The organism is Bradyrhizobium sp. SZCCHNR2028, assembly GCF_032380995.1.
Lineage (GTDB): Bacteria > Pseudomonadota > Alphaproteobacteria > Rhizobiales > Xanthobacteraceae > Bradyrhizobium.
Genome location: NZ_JAUHJF010000007.1, coordinates 95,939 through 114,273 on the forward strand (window position 1 = coordinate 95,939; position 18,335 = coordinate 114,273).

The window sequence follows — 18,335 nt, forward strand, 5'->3', positions numbered from 1 at the left end:
ATGAGCCTTCATCCTGATATCGCCGCGCTGCTCGAGATGATTCAGCTCGGAACGGAATCCGGCGCGCGCATTCCGTTTCCGCAACTCACGCCGGCGCAGGCGCGTGCCGATTTCGACGCCTCTTCGCCGTTGCTGGATATCGATCCGCCGCCGCTCGCATGCGAGAGACAGCTTGTGCTGCCCATGCGCGACGGGACGGAGATCGCCGCGCGGCTCTATGCGCCGCGGCCGTTGGACGTCGCCGATCCGATGCCCGTGCTGCTCTACATGCATGGCGGTGGCTTCGTCGTCGGCAGCCTCGACTCGCACCAGCCGCTGTGCCGGGGTCTTGCCGATGACAGCGGCGCGGCGGTGCTGTCGATCGGCTACCGGCTGGCGCCGGAGCATCGGTTTCCGACCGCGTTCGAGGACTGCGTGGATGCGCTCGCCTGGATCGGGCGCGAGGGGCCTGCGCTTGGTCTGGACCCGCGGCGTGTCGCGGTCGGTGGCGACAGTGCGGGCGGCACGCTCGCTGCAGCCCTGGCGATCGCCGCGCGCGATGACCGGGCCTTGCCGCAGCCTGTCCTTCAGGTCCTCGCTTATCCCGGCCTCAGCCCGCAGCAGATCTCGGATTCCTACGAAAAATACGGCTCGGGCTATCTGCTCGAGCGCGAGACCGTGGACTGGTTCTTCGACCACTATCTCCCCCAGGACGCCGATCGCCACGACTGGCGATTTGCGCCGCTGGCGGCATCCGATCTCACGCGCGTCGCGCCTGCGCTGATCGTGCTCGCCGAGTTCGATCCGCTGGCCGACGAGGGGCGGGCCTATGCTGAACGCTTGCGCGCGGCCGGGGTCGCCGTGGATCTGAAGGTCTATCCCGGCATGATCCACGAGTTCCTGCGCATGGGCAACGTCGTGCCGGACGCTCTGCGGGCCCGCGCCGACATCGGCAACAAGCTCGCCACTGTCTTCGCCACGCCGATGGGAGCTGGCAACCGATGATGACGTCATCCAATCCAGGACTTGCCAACGTCGGAAGCCTGCTGCGGCCTTATTGGTTGCTGCTCGTCGCAGCCATCCTGCTCGGCCTGCTCGGCGGCACCAGCGTCGCGGGCCTGCTCGCCGTGGTGAACCGCGGCCTCTACGCAGGGCCCGGCGACGTCGGCGGCCTGGTCGCCTCGTTCGCGGGTCTCTGTGTCCTGATCGTGGTCGGCTCCGTCGGCTCGGACATCAGCGCCAACGTCGTCGGACAGCGGATCGTCGCCTCGCTGCGCAAGTCGCTGGCCGCCAAGATCCTGATGGCGCCGATCGACCAGCTCGAATCCTATCGGTCCCACCGCCTCATCCCGGTCCTGACCAAGGATGTCGACGCCATCAGCGATTTCGCCTTCTTCTTTCCGGCCTTCCTGGTGTCCGCCGTCATCGTCGCCGGCTGCCTGATCTACCTGGCGGTGCTCTCGTGGCCGCTGTTCCTGGTCACGGCAGCCTTGATCGCGCTCGGGTCGTTCGTCCACTATCTCGCTCGCAAGCGTGGAATGACGGGCTTCAATCTTGCGCGCCAATACGAAGACGACCTGCAGAAGCATTACCGCGCGATCTCCGACGGCGCCAAGGAGTTGCGGCTGCACCGCCCGCGCCGACGCCACGTCCATGTCGATCTGATAGGGCAGACCGTCGACCGGATTGGCGACGTCCAGATCAAGGCCATCAATCTGCTCGTGACGGCGCGTGCGCTCGGGACGGTTCTCCTGTTTCTGGTGATCGGGACCACGCTCGTGCTGCGTCCGCTGCTGTGGCCCGACAGCCCGGCCTCGGTGTCCAGCGGCTTCGTTCTGGTGCTGCTGTTCATGCGCGGACCGATCGACCAGTTGATCGGTATGCTGCCGTCGCTCGGCCGCGCCCAGCTCGCGATGCGTCGGATCGCCGAATTGTCGGACCGTTTCACCACCGAAGAGGCGGAACTGCTTGATGATCCGGCCGGTCGGACTGCCGACCAGATTGAATCGATCGAGTTGCGCGGAGTCTCCTACGCATTCCCGGCGTCCTCATCCGAACGGCCCTTTGCCATCGGACCGATCGACCTTCGCATACGCCGCGGCGAGATCGTCTTCATCGTCGGTGAGAACGGCAGCGGTAAGACGACGCTGATCAAGCTGCTGCTCGGACTCTATGTGCCCGATCGCGGCGTGCTGCTGCGCGACGGCAGTCCTGTCGTCAGCGAGACCCGCGACGACTACCGGCAGCTCTTCACCACAATATTCTCGGACTATTTCCTGTTCGACACCCTTGCACAGCAGAGCAATCAGAGATCTGAGCTCGCACAGCGCTATCTCGACCGCCTCGAGCTTGCGCACAAAGTCTCGATCGAAGGCGGCGCATTCTCCACAACCGACCTGTCGACAGGCCAGCGCAAGCGGCTCGCCTTGATCAATGCCTGGATCGAGGGACGGCCCGTGCTGGTGTTCGACGAATGGGCGGCCGATCAGGATCCGGCGTTCCGTCAAATCTTCTACACCGAGCTGCTCGCCGACCTCAAACGTCTCGGCAAGACGATCATCGTGATCTCGCACGACGATCGCTACTTCCACTGCGCCGATCGGATCGTGCGCCTGCGCAACGGGAATATTGACGTGGGCGACCCCTCCGAGCGCCGCGAGCCGGCACGAAGGCAACGCTCGCTCACGCCGGCTCTGCAGGAGTCCATTGAGTCATTTGAGGCAACGAAGCCGTGATGCGCAGCTTTGTAGTTAATCTAAACGCGGTGCCTCGGACCTTCTTGTTTTCGTCGTGCCGGCCGATCTACATCCTGAACGGGAGTGGACAGGGATGACGCCCGTGCAGATCAATGAAGGGGGAGGGTTTCGCATGAGCGCGACCGCGAGCGCTGCAGGCAGCGCCCGAACATTTCCCGTCGCAATTGACGCGACAATGTCGGTCGTTCGCGACGATGACGAGATAGAGGTGATCGCGGATGGGGCGGCGCTGTTGTCGTTCCGGTCAGATGGCGAGCTGATGCGGCTGACTGTGGGCGACGAACCCCGTGATTTTCGCCGGGTGTCGCGCGGAGTAGCGGCAATGGCCGAAGCGGTCTTCGGCTGGACGCCGTCGCTGGAGAGGCTCGTCCTTGCGCTCGACGACAACCCGGCAGCAGCATCGGCCTTGGCGAGAGACGGCCTTGCGGTGGTCACTGACGGCAGGTTGACGCTGCGTCCGGACATGGTGATGCAGCGACGCGAGAACTGGCTGACGGACGCCGCATGTCCGCCGTTTCCACTATCCTACACGATGACCGATGGCAGGCGCCATCCACGGCGACCGCCCAAGCCGGTCGGCACCGTCTACGCCCGTTTCATTCCCTGGCTGTCCGACGTCGTCAGTTTTCGCGTCGTCGACATCGCTCACGATCTCCCGCTGGTCCACCGCTGGCTCAACGACCCGCGGGTGGACTCGTTCTGGAACGAGGCGGGGGACGTCGACAAGCACCGGGAGTATCTGTCGCGGATCATGTCGGACCCGCACATGGTGCCGCTGATCGGCTCCTTCGGTGATCAGCCATTCGGCTATTTCGAGCTCTATTGGGCGAAGGAAAATCGCATCGCGCCGTTCTACGAGGCGGCGGACTATGATCGCGGCTGGCATGTGATCGTCGGCGAGGACGGCTTCCGGGGCCGCCGCTTCATCACGGCCTGGCTTCCCTCGCTCATGCACTACATGTTCCTCGACGATTGCCGCACCGAGCGCATCGTCGGCGAGCCGGCGGCGGCGCATTCCCAGCAGCTGCGTAACCTGGATCTGGCGGGCTTTGCGCGGATCAAGAACTTCGACTTCCCACACAAGCGGGCAACCCTGGTCATGTTGCTGCGCGAGCGCTTCTTCGGCGACCGGCTGTGGCAGCCGGCGCTCAAGGAAGCACCCATAGAAGCCTAGCGCGGACGGAGCATCACTCATGTCGTATCATCCTGCCCCTGAATATGATGTCGTCGGCGTTGGCTTCGGGCCATCGAACCTCGCACTGGCGATTGCACTCGACGATTGCGCCAGGCAGCAAAGCTTGAAATGCCGGTCCCTGTTCGTGGAAAGGCAGCAGGACTTCAAGTGGCATGGCGGAATGCTGCTGCCCGGCAGCAACATGCAGATCTCCTTCCTCAAGGATCTGGTATCGCTTCGCGATCCGACCAGTCCGTTCACCTTCGTCAACTATCTTCACAAATCCGGCCGGCTGCTCGACTTCACCAACTGCAAGACGTTCTATCCGAGCCGGATCGAGTTCAACGACTACCTCCGATGGGTCGCCGGCCAGTTCAGCGCCATGGTCGCATATGGAGAGACAGTCGAGGCTGTCGAGCCCGTGCACGCCGGTCAGTCCGTCACCGCGCTTCGCGTGCTCACGCGCATGGCTGACGGGAAAGAACGGTCACGCGTCACGCGGCACCTCGTGGCCGCCGTCGGCGGCGTGCCGCACATCCCGTCCGTATTTCGAGCGGTCGCGATGGATCCGCGGGTCGTGCACACCAGCGGCTATCTCGGCTCGACGCTTGCGGCAGGATCGGACGGCCGCTCGCCGCGGGTGGCGGTCATCGGCGGCGGGCAAAGTGCGGCTGAGGTCACCCTCGATCTCAGCGAGCGGATTCCGGGCGCCCAGATCGATCTGGTCTTCCGCGGGCATGCGCTCAAGCCGGCCGACAGCAGCCCGTTCGTAAACGAGATCTTCAACCCGGACTACACCGACTATTTCCATTCGCGGTCCGACGGGCAGCGCGAGACAATCGTCCGCAGCTTCCGCAATACCAATTATGCGGTGGTCGACCCCGACCTGCTCGATCAGCTCTACCGGATGACGTATCAGCAGCGCGTTGCCGGAGCTCGGAAGCTGGCGCTTCATCCGCGCAGCGAGATCGTCGCAGCTCATGCCTCCCCCGAGGGGGTGGTGCTCGAGTTCAATAACAAGGACGAGGAGGTCCGCCGCCGAGCGGCATACGATGCCGTCGTGCTCGCCACCGGCTACGAGCGATCTCCGATCCCGGGGTGTCTCGATCCGATCAGCCGCTACATCGAGTCGGCGTCGCTTGATCGCGACTATCGTCTGCAGACAAGTCCCGCGTTTCGTCCACACGTCTATGTGCAGGGCTGCGCCGAAACCTCGCACGGCCTCAGCGATACGCTGCTCTCGGTGCTGCCGATGCGGGCTCAGGAGATCACGAAGTCGCTCGTGTCGACAACGGCGAGAGAACAGGACGCAGCGTCCTCGCATGACCGGGCCGAGCGCGTGTACTCGTGATGGAAAGCCGAATGCGGAGCCGCGACGAGCGCGCCGCGCGCGACGTCGTGGATTGAGGCCGAAAGGGCATCTTTGCGACGACCTGGCCGTCCCTGGCGTGTCACGGTCGAATTGTCATCGGGGGGCGCCGTGCCTGCAACTGCTGGATGACCGACATCTCGTGTCGGCCGGCGGGCACGGTGGAGTGCAGGATTGGAAATGGGTGAGCCGCATCTGCCTGAGCGGGTCGTAACCTTGCTAGTGTCGAGTGAATACGCGCGGCTCGTCGGCCGGACCATGTCGGAACGGCTCGCTTACATCGTCGACATCGCCTCGCTGCATACGCGCGACGAGTTGGTGCGGCGACTGGGACTCGGCCGCGTGGTCGTGCGCCAGGTCGAGAAATGGCTCGCGTTCCACGGACGCCGTCTGCGGCATCCGAACGAAAGCATCGATATTGCCATGTGCGGATTGGAATTTCGGAAGCGGCGCATCCGGCGGTCTCGGGTGGCGGTACGATCGCGTCGGTTGAACTCCAAGACGATCCCAAGGGAGCCGGGCCGAGGCAGTTGAGTTGCCCGTGCTCTGCCAGCGCGGCCAGGCCGCTGCCACGCCGCCGAAGCCCTGACGGGACCGCGATGCACGCGGAGTGCATCACAGGCTTATCGCGTCGCATCATGGAAAATGAGACTCGTCGTCAAGGCCGAGGCCGGGCGGGTTGCGCCCGGCCTCGGCTCATCCGCTAGCCTCCGCGGTCGATGGGGGCTCACCGTCGCTCGTCAGAGATCACGCGAGGCGTCGGGAAGGTCCGCTGCCAACATGGCCAACAAACAGCGGCCGGCACACGCTCGTGTGCCCCTGCAATGGGCGACAAGGGAGGAGTTCGATGCACATGCGAAGTGTAGGTATCGCCGTGTTCACGGCGCTTTTGCTGTCCGGCACGGCATTCGCGCAGGAAAAGATCAAGGTCGGCGTCACAGCGACGCTGGAGGGCACCTATACCGTGCTCGGCGAGGACGGGATGCGCGGCCATGTCACCGCGCTGAACGTGCTCGGCAAAAAGGTCGGCGACAAGGAGCTGGAGTTCGTCGTCGCGTCGACTGATGCCACGCCGGACTCGGCCGTCCGTGCCGTGCGCAAGCTGATCGAGCAGGATAAGGTGCAGATCCTGCTGTCGCCGCTGTCGGGCGACGAGGGCATCGCCGTCAAGAACTTCGCCAAGACGCACCCGGAACTGACATTCGTCAACGCGGCGTCCGGTGCGCAGGAGACGACCTATGTCGATCCCGCGCCGAACTTCTTTCGCTTCAACATGGATGGCGCCCAATGGCAGGTCGGCCTCGGCAAATATGCCTATGAGACCAAGGGCTATCGCAAGATCGCGACTGTCGGCGAGGACTATTCCTTCATCTATACCCAGGTGTTCGGCCTGGCGCTGGAGTTCTGCGGCCTGGGCGGCAAGATCTCCAGCCGGCAATGGGTGCCGCTCGGCACCAAGGATTTCGCGTCGGTGATCGCGGCGCTGCCCGATGATGTCGATGCGATCTATCTCGGTCTCGGCGGCGCCGATGCCGTCAACTTCCTCAACCAATATCAACAGGCCGGCGGCAAGGCGCACCTGATGGGCGGCTCGATCATGATCGACCAGACCATCCTGTCGTCGAAGGGCAATGCCAAGAACGCTCTGATCGGTACGATTGCGGCATCGGGGCAGGCCGATACCTGGGAGGATCCGCGCTGGCAGAAGTTCGTGAAGGCCTATCAGGACTCGTTCCCGCCGGAGAAGCGCTTCCCAAGCCCGTCGCTGCTTGCCACCAACTACTATGGCTCGACCATGGCGTTGATCCTGGCGCTGCGCGAGGTCAATGGCGATCTGTCGAACAACCAGGCCAAGCTAAAGGCGGCGCTGGCGAAGATCGAGATCGATGCTCCCAACGGCAAGATCAAGCTCGACGCCAACCGCCAGGCGATCGGCACCAACTTCGTCACCGAGGTCGTCGACGATGGCAAGGGCGCGCTGTTCAGCAAGGTCGTGAAGGTGATTCCCGACGTCAACCAGACGCTGGGATACGACGCCGCCACCTTCGCCAAGATCGGCCTGCCGAGCCGCACCGTGCCCGAATGTAAGAAGTACTGACCTTCTGCAGAGAGCGACGCGGCTCGAGCGGGCTCGGGCCGCGTCGTCGCGTCTCTTGCTTTCTGCAAAACAATGATCGACGCTGACGAACAATAAGAACCATTTCGGTGAGGAAGTGATGAGTAGGGCGCTCGCCGTCTTTCATGCTCGCTTCGGCCGCGCGACGGTTTATCAGCTCAATCGGCCATTCAATGTGCATGCCCACCGCGAGGGACATCTGATCTTTCATGTTGGCGGGACGCCGGCCGATATCGACGTCTGCGACCAGCATTATCAGATCGGCGAGGACTGGATCGTCGCGGTCAATCCGTGGGAGCCGCACAACTTCCTGCCGAACGATGTCGGCAACGGCGCCATCTTCTTCGTGCTCTACGTCAATGCGGAGTGGTTCACGCCGTCGGCCGCGCGCGAGCAGGGCCTGCGGTTTGGTCGTACCTGCTTTCGGCGAACCGCCGTCCTCGACCGCTGCATTCGCCGCGCCGCAGCGTTGGTATGTGGCGCGCCATCGCTCGGTTGCCTCGACGGCGAGTTGCGGCAGCTGATCGACAGTTGCTACGAGGAGAGCTGGCGCGTCTCGGATCAGATGCCCGAGCGGCCGTGCGCGGAAGTGACGGATTTTCGAGTTCGCAAGTGCATCAAGCTGATGTCGGACAGTCCGTGCGCCGAGATCGAGCTCGATCACATCGCCCGCGAATCTGGACTGTCGCGGCCTCATTTCTATCGGCTGTTCCGTAGCCAGACCGGAGTAACGCCCAACCTCTATTTGAATACGCTGCTGATGGAGCGGGCGCTCGATGCGGTGGTGGCGACGGAGTCGCCGATCGCCGACATCGGCTTCGATCTCGGATTCACCTCCCAGAGCGGCTTCACGCGCTTCTTCGCCGGAAATGTCGGCATGGCGCCGACCGATTATCGCCGCGCTGCAAAAGTGCTGCGCGCCTGACGCGCTGCTGCGCGTCGCGCGAAAAGAGACTGTCGATCAAGTGCGCATGCTTGTCTGCCGCTACACTCTTCGGAACGTGATCCGGAAAAGGATCCGACGAGGGAGGACGAGCGATGGCCGGCACACCCGGCGATCTTCGGCTGAATGCGCCTTTCCGCTGTGATGACGGATCCGTCCCTCTGACCATGAGGGAGGGACGATGAGCCGCTTCATCGAGCGCCACCCGATCTGGTCTCTCATCATTCTCCTCGCCTTGGCGCTGCTGGCGTGGCTGATCGTCGCCGTCTGGCCGCCGGGGCTCGAGGAGGCGATCGGTCGGAAGAAGGTGTTCCTGAGTGCGGTTTTCAACGGCATCACGCTGGGCGGACTGTATTTCCTGGTCGCGAGCGGGTTCACGTTGATCTTCGGCCTGATGCGAAACGTCAATCTTGCGCACGGCTCGCTCTATCTGCTCGGCGGCTATGTGGGCTACGGCCTGTCCGCCGCGACCGGGTCATGGATCCTCGCCTTCGTCGCCGCCTTCATCGTCGTCGCGGCCATCGGCGTTCTCCTGCAGCTGCTCGTCTTTCGCCGCATGGAGGGCCAGGACCTGCGCCAGACCATGGTGACGATCGGCCTCTCGATCGTATTCGCCGATCTGATGCTGTGGGCGTTCGGCGGCGACTTCTATCAGATCCAGACGCCGGCCTGGCTGATCGGACCGGTGCAGCTCCCGCTGATGACGGCGATGAAATCGTCGGGCGAGCCGGTGTTCCTGCAGTATCCCCTGGTACGGCTGGTGATCTTCTGCGGCTCGGTCGTGATCGGCCTCGCGATGTGGCTCGCGCTCAACCGCACCCGTGTTGGCATGATCGTGCGCGCCGGCGTCGATGATCGCGAGATCCTGGCGGCGACCGGCGTGCAGATTCAGCTCGTCTTCGTGCTGGTGTTCGCGCTGGGCGCGGGGCTGGCCGGCATTGCCGGCGTGGTCGGCGGAACCTTCCAGTCGATCTCGCCCGGCGAGGATACGCGCTTTCTGCTGGCCTCGCTGGTCGTCGTCATCGTCGGCGGCATGGGATCCATCCCTGGCGCGGCGCTCGGCGCTGTCATCATCGGGCTCGCCGAGCAGCTCGGCTCGGTCTACATCCCGACCTATGCGATCGTCGTGACCTTCCTGATCATGGTGCTGGTGCTGGCGCTGCGGCCCCAGGGCCTCCTGGCGAGGCGGTGAGATGTCGCTTTTCCAGGAGGCTCGCGCGCGGGAGAGCATGCTGGTAGGCGGCGCCGCACGGCAGCCGGCCGCGTGGTCGGCCACCGAGCAGCCCTGGGCCTGGGCGGTCGCGGCCCTGCTGCTGATCATGCCGCTGATCGCCAACGGCTTCTTCCTGATCGAGATCTTCGGCACCACCCTGATCCTCGGCACCATCGCGCTGAGCCTGATGTTCCTCGCCGGCTATGGCGGCATGGTCAGCCTGATGCAACTGACCATTGCGGGCTTTGCCGGCTACATGGTTGCCGTGTTCGGCGTCAGCGGCAACGCCAATATCAGCCTGGGCTGGCCGTGGTGGCTGGCGACGCCCATGGCGCTGGTGCTCGCGGTGCTGTTCGGCACGCTCGGCGGCGCGCTCGCGGTGCGTACCGAGGGCATCTACACCATCATGATCACGCTCGCGATCGGCGCCGCGTTCTACTACTTCACCAACCAGAACTGGGCGATCTTCAACGGCCACACCGGCATCAATACGATTGCGACGCCGCATTTTCTCGGCGTCGATTGGCGCATGGACATCGCGTTCTATTACCTGACGCTCGCGGTGGCCACGCTGTGCTATTTCGCCGTGCTCTATCTGTCGCGCGCGCCATTCGGCCTGGCGCTGCAGGGCGTACGCGACAATCCCAGGCGCATGGCGGCGCTCGGCTTCAACGTCAATGCGCATCGCATCGCCGCCTATGCGTTCGCGGCCCTGATCGCCGGCATGGGTGGCGTGCTGCAGGTCTGGAACTATCGGCAGATCTCGCCCGGATCGGTCGCGGTCGAGCGCTGCATCGACATTCTCATCGTCGCCGTCGTCGGCGGCATCACCCGGCCGGTCGGGCCGTATATCGGCGCCTTCATCTTCGTCATCCTGCGCACCTTTGCGCTCGACTTCCTGGTCAAGGTTGGGCTCGACGGCAACCGGTTCCGGCTGCTGATCGGGCTCGGCTTCCTCGCCATCGTCTTCTGGTCGTCCGATGGCGTGATCGGCCTCTATGATCGGTGGCGCCGTCGCAGCGAGGCATCGCAGACGCGGTCGCGTCCCGGAGGTCACGGCCATGGATAGGGTCGCGGACCGGCTCTCGGCGCTCGGCTCGACTGCAGCCCTCGAATTGCGCGGTGTCACGCGGATGTTCGGTGCGCTCGCCGCGCTGACCGACATCACGATCACGGTGCGGCCTGGGGAGCGGCGCGCGGTGCTGGGCTCGAACGGCGCCGGCAAGACCACCTTGTTCAATTGCGTCACCGGCGACTTTCTGCCGACCTCCGGCACGATCCGCTTCTTCGGCGAGGACATCACTGCCTTTCCGCCCTATGAGCGGATCCGCCGCGGGCTGCGCCGCACCTACCAGATCTCGGCGCTGTTCCTCGGCCTCTCGGTGCGCGACAATGTCTACCTGGCCTGCCGCGGCGTCTCGCGCGCGCGGTTTTCCATGCTGCGACCCAGCGTCAACGATGCACTGATGCAGGCGACCGAACGCCTGATCGAGGCGGTGCATCTGACGTCAGTGCGCGATCAATTGGTGTCGGAGCTGGCCCATGGCCAGCAGCGCCAGCTCGAGATCGCGCTGGCGCTGGCGGGAGCGCCGCGATTCATCCTGTTCGACGAGCCGGCGGCGGGCCTGTCGCCGACCGAGCGGCGCGAGCTGGTCGAGATCCTGACGTCACTGCCGCCGCATATCGGCTACATCATCATCGAGCACGACATGGACGTAGCGCTGCGCGTCGTCGAGAGCGTGACGATGATGCACAACGGCCGCATCTTCAAGGAGGGCGCGCCGCAGGAGATCGAATCTGATCCGGAGGTGCAGGAGCTCTATCTCGGAGGCGGTCATGAATGACATCCGCCGCTCCGCGCCTGCGCTCGAGGTCCGCGGCCTCGACGTGTACTACGGCCATTCGCATGCGCTGCAGGGCGTCGATCTCCGGCTCGACAGCGGCGTGTTCTCGCTGGTCGGCCGCAACGGCATGGGCAAGACGACGCTGTGCAAGGCCATCATGGGCCTGCTGCGGCCGTCCGGCGGCACGGTGCGTCTGCGCGGCAATGATATCACCGGGCTCAATCCGGCGCGCATCGCAAGGCTCGGCGTCGGCTATGTGCCGCAGGGGCGGCGTCTGTGGCGCTCGCTCAGCGTCGACGAGCATCTGCGCCTGGCAGCGGGCCAGCGCCGCGGTGCCTGGACCGTCGAGCGCGTCTACGAGACATTTCCGCGCCTGGCCGAGCGGCGCAACAATGGCGGCGGCCAGTTGTCGGGCGGCGAGCAGCAGATGCTGGCGATCTCGCGCGCGTTGCTGACCAATCCGCAGCTCCTGATCATGGACGAGCCGACAGAGGGCTTGGCGCCGGTCATCGTCGCCCAGGTCGAGGAGATGCTGATCCGGCTCGGCCAGGACGGCGACATGGCGGTCCTCGTGATCGAACAGAACATCGGCGTCGCCACGGCGATCTCGCCGCGCGTGGCCATCATGGTCAACGGCCGCATCAACCGCATCATCGACTCGGGCCGGCTCGCCGCCGATCGCGAGCTGCAGCAGCGTCTGCTCGGCGTCGGCCAGCATGCCGGCGACGAGACCGATCTCGGGACAGGCGAGGTTCAGGAGGTGCCCGTCGCACGTGCGGCGGTGTCAACGACGCCGAAAGCTGCGCCCGTCAAGGTCTACGTCTCTAATCCCGTGCTGCCGACGCGCTGGTCGCAGCCGGTGCCGATCGCGCAGATCGAGGCCAAGGCGCGCACGCTGTCCACCAGTGTGACCCGGCTCGACGAGGCAACTCGCCAGAGTCGCGAGGGCGCCGTGTCGATCGCGGCGGGCCCGCCGGCGGTGATCGTGGTCGGCACGCTCGACACCAAGGGGGACGAGCTGCGCTTCATCCGCGACATCGTCGCGGGCCACGGCCTGCGCACCCGACTTGTCGATGTCTCCACCAGCGGACGGCACGCGAGCTGCGACGTCTCGGCCCAGGAGGTCGCACTCAATCATCCCCGCGGCGGCTCCGCCGTGTTCGGCCCCGATCGCGGCGCATCGGTCACCGCGATGGCAGAAGCTTTCGCACGTTGGCTGCGGCGGCAGGACAACGTAGCCGGCATCATCTCGGCCGGAGGGTCTGGGGGCACATCGCTGGTCGCGCCGGGAATGCGCGACCTGCCGGTCGGTGTACCGAAATTGATCATCTCCTCTGTCGCATCCGGTGACGTCGGCGCCTATGTCGGGCCGGCCGACATCGCGATGATGTACTCGGTCACCGACGTCCAAGGACTCAATTCGATTTCGCGCGCGGTGCTGAGCAATGGCGCGCATGCGCTTGCCGGCATGGTGACGGCGCGCGAGCAGCAGTCCGCCGTCGCTGACCGCACCCGACCGCAACGTCCCGCCATCGGCATCACCATGTTCGGCGTGACCACGCCGGCGGTGCAGAAGCTCACGGCCGAGCTGCGCGACGACTACGAGTGCCTGGTCTTCCACGCCACCGGCGTCGGCGGCCGCTCGATGGAGAAGCTGGTCGAGTCCGGCATGCTCGCCGGCGTGATCGATCTCACCACGACCGAGGTCTGCGACCTGCTGATGGGCGGTGTGTTTCCGGCCATCGAGGATCGCTTCGGCGCCATCATCCGCAGCCGCGTGCCCTATGTCGGCTCGGTCGGCGCGCTCGACATGGTGAATTTCGGCGCGCCCGAGACCATTCCCGAGCGCTATCGCGGCCGCAAGTTTCACGTCCACAACCCGCAGGTCACCTTGATGCGGACGACGGCGGCGGAGAACGCGCAGATGGGGCGCTGGATCGGCGAGCGGCTCAATCGCATGGACGGGCCGGTCCGGTTCTTCCTGCCCGAGAAGGGCGTCTCGGCGCTCGATGCGCCGGGCCAGCCGTTCTTCGATCGCGAGGCGGACGAGGCGCTGTTCCGCAGCCTCGAACAGACCGTGCGGCAGACCTCGAGCCGGCGCCTGATCCGCGTGCCGCATCACATCAACGACAATGAGTTCGCAGCAGTGGTCGTCGGCGCCATCAGGCCGATGCTCGGGCGGCTGCCGGCGCGGCGCAGACAGGCGAGGTGAGGGGATGGCGAGATATGAGCGCGCACCGCTGCTGAAGAAGTTTCGCGACATGGTGCGCCGTGGTGTGCCGATCATCGGCGGCGGCGCCGGCACCGGCCTGTCGGCCAAATGCGAGGAGGCCGGCGGCATCGACCTGATCGTGATCTACAATTCCGGTCGCTATCGCATGGCCGGCCGCGGCTCGCTCGCCGGGCTGATGGCCTATGGCGACGCCAATGCGATCGTCGTGGAGATGGCGAGCGAGGTGCTGCCGGTGGTGAAGTCCACCCCAGTGCTGGCGGGCGTCAACGGCACCGATCCGTTCCGCGACATGGATGTCTTCCTCGATGAGCTGAAGACGCTCGGCTTCTCCGGCGTGCAGAACTTTCCGACCGTCGGCCTGATCGACGGCACCTTCCGCGCCAATCTGGAGGAAACCGGCATTTCCTACGCGCTGGAGATCGACATGATCGGGCGCGCCCATGACAAGGACCTGCTGACGACGCCCTACGTGTTCAACGAGGCCCAGGCCGCGGGCATGGCGATCGCCGGCGCCGACATCATCGTCTGCCATCTCGGTCTCACCACGGGCGGCTCGATCGGCGCGCAGACCGCGCCCAAGCTCGATGACTGCCCCGGCCTGATCGATAGCTGGGCCTCGGCTGCGCTCAGCGTCAACCCGGAGATCCTGGTGCTGGCGCATGGCGGCCCGATCGCCGAGCCGGCCGATGCCGACTTCATCATGAAGCATACGAAGAATTGCCACGGCTTCTACGGCGCCTCCTCGATGGAACGGCTGCCGGTGGAGCGGGCGCTGACGGAGCAGGTGCGACATTTCAAGGCGATCAGCTCGCGGCCACGCCGCGTCTGAGGCGACAACACGAGATTCGGCAGCAACGGTGCGCGGCGCGGCGCTCGCCGGACGGGAGACCGAGGGAGGAATGAGATGTCCGGGGTTCTGGTTGGTGAGCTGATCCTTTGGCTGATCGTCGCGATCGTCGTCATCGTGGTCGCCGTCTACATCGTCAACTGGCTGTATCATCGCTCCTCGAAGGAGGTCTCCTTCGTCCGCACCGGCTTCATGGGGGAGCGCGTCGTGATCAATGGGGGCGCCTTCGTGCTGCCGTTCATCCACGACTATACGTCGGTCAACATGAACGTTCTGCCGATGGGCATCACGCGTGCGCGGCAGGACGCCGTCATCACGCGCGACCGGATGCGGGTCGACGTCGAGGCCGATTTTTACGTTCGCGTTCAGCCGACCCGCGAGGCCGTGTCGATCGCGGCGGCGACGCTTGGCCGCCGCACGCTCGAGCCGGAAAAATTGCACGCGTTGCTGTCCGGAAAGTTCATCTCCGCCGTGCGCGCGGTCGCCGCGGAGATGACCATGGAGCAGATGCACGAGCAGCGCGGCGACTACGTCTCGCGCGTCAAAGCGGCGGCCGCCGAGGCGCTGGCCCAGAACGGCCTCGAGCTGGAATCGGTCGCGATCACCGATCTCGACCAGACCGATCTCGAATTCTTCAACCCCTCGAACCGGTTCGACGCCGAGGGCTTGACACGGCTGATGGAGGACATCGAAAGCAAGCGCAAGCTGCGCAACGACATCGAGCAGGACTCGATGATCAAGATCCGCACCCGCAATCTCGAAGCCGAGCGCGAGGCGCTGGAGATCGAGCGGGAGAGCGAGACGGCACGGCTGGAGCAGGAGCGCGACATCGAGATGCGCCGTGCCTTGCAGCGGACGGAGGTCGCGCGCGAGCGCGCGCTGCGTGAGACCGAGGCTGAGCAGGCACAGATCATGGCACGGGAGGCGATCGAGAAGTCCCGCATCGCCAACGAGCTGACGATTGCGGAGGCGCGGATCGCGGCCGAGCGCGACACAAGGCAGCGGGAGATCGAACGTACGCGGGCGGTCGAGGAGCGCGAGCTGCTGGCGCGCGAGGACATCGAGAAGGCGCGGATCGCCAACCAGCGCGCGATCGATGCCGCGCGCATCGAATCCGAGCGGGAGGTGCGCCAGCGCGACATCGAGCGGACGCGTACCATCGAGGAGGCCGAGATTGCGGCGCGCGAGGCAGTGGAGAAGGCGCGGATCCAGCAGGATCGCGTGGTCTCGGATGCGCGCATCGCCAACGACGAGGAGACGCGCCGCCGCGAGATCGAGCGAACCCGCGCGATCGAGGAGGCGGAGATCGCGGCGCGCGAGGCGACCGAGAAGGCGCGGATCGCGCAGACCATGATCGTCAATCTGGAGCGCATCAGCTCCGACGAGCGGACGCGCGCCACCGAGATCGCCCAGGTGCGCAACATCCAGGAGGCCGAGATCGCGGCGCAGAAGGCGGTCGAGGCCGCGCGCATCGCCCGCGAGCAGGTGCTGTCCGCAGAGCGCATCGCCGCCGAGCATGCCACGCGCAAGCTGGAGATCGAGCGCAACCAGGGCATCGAGATCGCCGGCATTGCCGCGCGCGAGGCGACGGAAGCCAGCCGCATCGCGCAGGAGGAACGGGTGCGTGCGCTGGAGATCGCGCGCATCCGGACCATCGAGGAGGCCGACATCGCCTCGCGCGAGGCGATCGAGGCGGCCCGTATCGCGCAGGAGCAGGCAGTCGCCGAGAAGCGCATCCGCTCGGAGAAGGAGACGCGGAGCCTGGAGATCCAGCGCACCGAGGCCGTCGAAGCCGCGGATTTGAAGCGGCGCGAGGCCGTGGAGCGGCGCCGCATCGAGGTCGAGCTGGCGCTGGAGGCTGAGCGCATCGCCTCGTCGCGGACGCGCGAGGTGCTGAACATCGATCAGAAGAAGGCGATCGAGCTCGCCGATGAGATCAGGGTGATCGAGCTCGCCGCCAAGCGCGCTGAGCGCATCGATGCCGATCGGCAGGTCAAGGAAGCCGAGATCGTCGCGCGCAAGCAGGTCGAGACTGCGGACGTGTCGCGCGAACAGGCGCTGGAGGCTGTCCGGCTGGAGCGCCGCCGCGCCATCGAGCAGCTCGAGGTCGCGCGTGTGCAGTCGCTGCAGGAGGCCGAGATCGCCGCCCGCGAGGAGGTCGAGCGCGCGCGCATCGCCTCCGATCGCGGTCTCGACGAGGCCCGCATCGGCCGCGAGCGCGAGCTGCGCAAGCTCGAAGTGAACCGCGAGAAGGACGTCGAGACGGCGCTGATGGAGAAGGCGATCGCGCTGTATCAGAAGTCGCTGGAGGAATCCGCGGCCAAGGTCGCCGCCGAGGAGGCGCGCACGCGTGCCACCGAGGCAACGGAAAAGGTGATCACTGCGCGCGAGAGCGAGATCGCCCGCCGGCGCAAGACCGTGGAGGTGCTGATTGCCGAAAAGCAGGCGGAGGAGACCCGGATCGCCGCCGAGGCCGAGCGGGTCCGCGCGGCTGTCGAGGCGGAAGCGCAGAAGCTGCTCAACGAGGCCGAGAATGTGCTGACCGACCAGGCGCGCTACTCGCTGTTCCGGCGCAAGCTGCTCGACCGCATCGAGGGTATCGTGCGCGAGAGCGTCAAGCCGATGGAGAAGATCGAGGGCATCCGGATCCTCCAGGTCGACGGCCTGAACGGCAATGGCGGCAACGGCAATGGGGGCCGCAGCGCTACCGACGAGGTGATCGACTCCGCGCTGCGCTACCGTGTCCAGGCGCCGCTGATCGACTCCATCCTCTCCGACATCGGCGTCGAGGGCGGCAGCCTTGCCAAGATGCCGGGCTTGATCCGCGAAGCCAGGGACATGCAGGGCATCCGGAAAGAGACTGCGGCGCGCAAGGACGCAGGCGGCGGAGGTGGAGCAAATGAGACCAGCCCAACCGAACCGCCGGCCGACCGCGGTCCGCGCAAAAAGGGGTGAGGCACCATGGCGAGGGTCTACGTCTCCACCGTCGTGAGCGCCCGCAACGATCGGGTGTGGGCGCGCGTCCGCGACTTCAACGGCTTGCCGAACTGGCATCCGGCGATTGCGGAGAGCCGGATCGAGGGCGGTGAGCCCGCCGACAAGATCGGCTGCGTCAGGGATTTCCGCTTACGCAATGGCGACCGCATCCGCGAGAAGCTGCTCGGCCTGTCCGACTACGACATGTTCTGCACCTATTCGATCCTGGAATCGCCGATGGGGGTGACGAACTACGTCGCCACCTTGCGGCTGACCCCCGTCACGGATGGCGATAAGACCTTCCTGGAATGGACCGCCGAGTTCGACTGCGCGCCGGAGCGCGAGGCCGATCTCGTCGCCTCGATCGGCGGCGGCGTGTTCCAGGGCGGCTTCGATGCGCTCAAGCGCGCGTTCGGAGGCTAACGCCGTGCCGCACGTCGTCAAGAGCACCATCATCGATGCGCCGACGGAGGCCGTGTGGGAGGTGCTGCGCGACTTCAACGGCCATGACCGCTGGCACCCGGCGGTCGCGACGTCGGCGATCGAGCGTTCGCAGACGTCTGACAAGATCGGCTGTGTCAGGCGCTTCCGTCTCAAGGATGGCTCAGAGCTGCGTGAGCAGCTGCTGGCGCTGTCCGATCTCGAACAGAGCTTCAGCTATTGCCTGCTCGATACGCCGCTACAGCTGTTCAACTACGTCGCCCATGTCCGGCTGCTGCCGGTCACCGACGGCGACCGCACCTTCTGGCACTGGGAAAGCCGTTTCACGACGCGGCCCGAACAGGCCGAGACGCTGACTCGCATGGTGGCGGAAGACATCTACCAAGCCGGCTTCGAAGCGATCCGATCGCATCTGAAGCAGGCGGCATGAGGACGAGGTGAATC

General features: G+C 65.7%; 15 protein-coding genes. All 15 read left to right on the forward strand.

Going from position 1 to position 18,335, the window contains the following annotated elements:
• The 15 genes from QX121_RS13905 (at position 1) to QX121_RS13975 (ending at position 18,321) form a co-directional block, all read left to right on the forward strand.
• On the forward strand, positions 1–984 hold the full coding sequence (locus tag QX121_RS13905) for an alpha/beta hydrolase (protein WP_315812224.1): 984 nt from the start codon (positions 1–3) through the stop codon (positions 982–984).
• Positions 981–2,714 (forward strand): cyclic peptide export ABC transporter, encoded by a 1,734-nt coding sequence (locus QX121_RS13910; protein WP_315812225.1) that lies wholly within the window; start codon positions 981–983, stop codon positions 2,712–2,714. The genes QX121_RS13905 and QX121_RS13910 overlap by 4 nt, the downstream gene beginning before the upstream one ends.
• A gap of 55 nt (positions 2,715–2,769) precedes the next feature.
• Positions 2,770–3,909, forward strand: coding sequence for a GNAT family N-acetyltransferase (locus QX121_RS13915; protein ID WP_409999336.1), 1,140 nt, complete (start codon positions 2,770–2,772; stop codon positions 3,907–3,909).
• A 19-nt stretch (positions 3,910–3,928) separates the two neighbouring features.
• Positions 3,929–5,260 (forward strand): lysine N(6)-hydroxylase/L-ornithine N(5)-oxygenase family protein, encoded by a 1,332-nt coding sequence (locus QX121_RS13920; RefSeq protein WP_315739521.1) that lies wholly within the window; start codon positions 3,929–3,931, stop codon positions 5,258–5,260.
• Positions 5,261–5,458: 198 nt separating this feature from the next.
• A complete protein-coding gene (locus tag QX121_RS13925) occupies positions 5,459–5,812 on the forward strand; it encodes a hypothetical protein (protein WP_315812226.1) in 354 nt (117 codons plus the stop codon).
• 313 nt (positions 5,813–6,125) lie between these two features.
• On the forward strand, positions 6,126–7,376 hold the full coding sequence (locus QX121_RS13930; RefSeq protein ID WP_315781202.1) for an ABC transporter substrate-binding protein: 1,251 nt from the start codon (positions 6,126–6,128) through the stop codon (positions 7,374–7,376).
• Positions 7,377–7,494: 118 nt separating this feature from the next.
• On the forward strand, positions 7,495–8,319 hold the full coding sequence (locus QX121_RS13935) for an AraC family transcriptional regulator (RefSeq protein WP_315812227.1): 825 nt from the start codon (positions 7,495–7,497) through the stop codon (positions 8,317–8,319).
• Between the two features lie 199 nt (positions 8,320–8,518).
• Positions 8,519–9,529, forward strand: coding sequence for a branched-chain amino acid ABC transporter permease (locus QX121_RS13940; protein WP_315812228.1), 1,011 nt, complete (start codon positions 8,519–8,521; stop codon positions 9,527–9,529).
• 1 nt (position 9,530) lies between these two features.
• Complete coding sequence (locus QX121_RS13945; protein WP_409999337.1) at positions 9,531–10,619, forward strand: branched-chain amino acid ABC transporter permease; 1,089 nt, start codon at positions 9,531–9,533, stop codon at positions 10,617–10,619.
• Complete coding sequence (locus tag QX121_RS13950) at positions 10,612–11,394, forward strand: ABC transporter ATP-binding protein (protein WP_315776976.1); 783 nt, start codon at positions 10,612–10,614, stop codon at positions 11,392–11,394. The genes QX121_RS13945 and QX121_RS13950 overlap by 8 nt, the downstream gene beginning before the upstream one ends.
• Positions 11,387–13,606 carry an ABC transporter permease gene (locus QX121_RS13955; protein WP_315812229.1) on the forward strand — a complete coding sequence of 740 codons (2,220 nt, stop codon included), beginning with the start codon at positions 11,387–11,389 and terminating at the stop codon, positions 13,604–13,606. The genes QX121_RS13950 and QX121_RS13955 overlap by 8 nt, the downstream gene beginning before the upstream one ends.
• A gap of 4 nt (positions 13,607–13,610) precedes the next feature.
• Positions 13,611–14,456 carry a phosphoenolpyruvate hydrolase family protein gene (locus QX121_RS13960; protein ID WP_315739529.1) on the forward strand — a complete coding sequence of 282 codons (846 nt, stop codon included), beginning with the start codon at positions 13,611–13,613 and terminating at the stop codon, positions 14,454–14,456.
• Positions 14,457–14,531: 75 nt separating this feature from the next.
• On the forward strand, positions 14,532–17,429 hold the full coding sequence (locus QX121_RS13965; protein ID WP_315812230.1) for a flotillin family protein: 2,898 nt from the start codon (positions 14,532–14,534) through the stop codon (positions 17,427–17,429).
• 6 nt (positions 17,430–17,435) lie between these two features.
• On the forward strand, positions 17,436–17,873 hold the full coding sequence (locus QX121_RS13970) for an SRPBCC family protein (RefSeq protein WP_315758248.1): 438 nt from the start codon (positions 17,436–17,438) through the stop codon (positions 17,871–17,873).
• Between the two features lie 4 nt (positions 17,874–17,877).
• Entirely contained in the window at positions 17,878–18,321 is a 444-nt protein-coding gene (locus QX121_RS13975) for an SRPBCC family protein (RefSeq protein WP_315812231.1), read from the forward strand.
• Positions 18,322–18,335 lie beyond the last annotated feature (14 nt).